General features: G+C 77.2%; 1 protein-coding gene. It reads left to right on the top strand.

Annotation, left to right across the window (positions count from 1 at the left end; all coding sequences use genetic code 11):
- Positions 1 to 14: 14 nt before the first annotated feature.
- On the top strand, positions 15 to 1,799 hold a 1,785-nt coding region (locus tag QSK36_RS42970), incomplete at its 3' end, for a SpnB-like Rossmann fold domain-containing protein (RefSeq protein WP_285786429.1).

Raw genomic sequence — 1,799 nt, forward strand, 5'->3', positions numbered from 1 at the left:
CTGAGCCTTCGGTGGTGACCGGCACGTTGCGCCGTGACGACGGCGGCCTGCGCCGGCTGCTGCTGTCGGCCGGCGAACTCCACGTCCGCGGCGTCCCCATCGACTGGAACGCCCTCTACACCGGCACCGGCACACGGACGGTTCCCCTGCCCACCTACGCCTTCCAGCACCGTCGCTACTGGCTGGACGGCGGACGCGGGAAGGGCGACCTCGCCGCTGCGGGGCTGGAGGACGCCGAGCACCCGCTGCTGGGTGCGGCCGTGTCCCTGCCGGACGGCGTGGTGCTCGCCGGCCGTCTGTCGCTGCGGGAGCACGGCTGGCTCGGCGACCACGCGGTGGCGGGCTCGGTCCTGGTGCCGGGGGCGGCGCTGGTCGAGCTGGCCCTCCACGCCGGCGCCGAGATCGGCTACGGCGCCCTGCACGAGCTCGTCATCGAGGAGCCGCTGGCGCTGCCCGAACGGGACGCCGTACAGGTCAGGGTCGTGGCCGGGGACGCGGACGAGACGGGCCTGCGCGCCGTGAGCATCCACTCCCGCCGGGGCGAGGGACCCTGGGCCAGGCATGCCACCGGCCGGCTGTCCGCGGAGCCCGGCGAGCCGGCGTTCGAAGAGGCGGAGTTCGGAGAGGCGGAGTCCGGCGTGGCGGGGTCCGGCGAGCCGGAGCCGATCCCGTGGCCGCCGGTGAACGCCGAAGCCGTCCCTCTGGACGACTTCTACGACCGCATGGCCGGCGACGGGTATCGCTACGGGCCCGCCTTCCAGGGGCTGCGCGCGGCCTGGCGGCGCGGGGACGAGGTCTTTGCCGAGGTGGCGCTGCCCGAGGGCGTGCGGACCGACGGATACGGCCTGCATCCCGCCCTGCTGGACGCGGCGCTCCAGGCCACCAGCCTCCTGGGCGCGGACGCGCCCGAAGACGGCCGGATCCCGCTGCCGTTCGCCTGGAGCGGCGTGCGCCTGCACGCGTCCGGCGCCACCGTGCTGCGCGTACGGGCGATGTCGAGGTCAGCTCCCGGCGGGGCCTCCCCGGCGGCGCCGGACGGGGCGGCGGGATACGCGCTCACGATCACCGGCCACGACGGCGCCCCCGTCGCCTCGATCGGCCGTCTCGTGCTGAGGGCCGTGGACCGCGACCGGCTGGCGCCCGCCCGCGATCTGCTCTACCGCCCCGGCCGCGTGCCGGTCACCCTTCCGCCGCCGGGTCCCCCCGTGCCGGACGAGAACGTGCTCGACCTGACCGGAAGCGGCGGCCCCGACCCGGAGCGGGCCCGTGCGGTGACGGCGGCGGCGATCGAGTTCCTCCGCGCCCGGCTCGCCGGCCCGGCCGGCGCGGACGCGACCCTGGTCGTCCTCACCCGCGACGCGCCCGGCGATCCCGCCACCGCGGCCGTGCGGGGGCTCGTCCGGTCCGCGCAACGCGAGCATCCCGGAAGGATCGTGCTGCTCGACGCGGACTCGGCCGAGGACGCCCGGGCGCTGCTGAGGCGCGCCGCGGCCTTCGGCGAGCCGGAGATCGAGATCCGCGGCGGGCGCGCTCACGCTCTCCGCCTGGTCCACGCCGCCGGCGCCGCGGCCCGCGACCGGGGGACGCGCCGTTCCCTGGATCCGGACGGGACGGTGCTGGTCACGGGGGGGACCGGGACGCTGGGCGGGCTGGTGGCCCGTCGTCTGGTGGACGTGCACGGGGTGCGGGAGCTGGTGCTGGTCAGCCGCCGGGGTTCGCAGGCTCCCGGCGCCGATGACTTGGTGGCGGAGTTGCGGGAGGCCGGTGCCCGGGTGCGGGTGGTGGCGGCCGATGTGGCC

This window comes from Microbispora sp. NBRC 16548 (assembly GCF_030268985.1).
In the GTDB taxonomy this organism is placed as follows: Bacteria; Actinomycetota; Actinomycetes; order Streptosporangiales; family Streptosporangiaceae; genus Microbispora; species Microbispora catharanthi.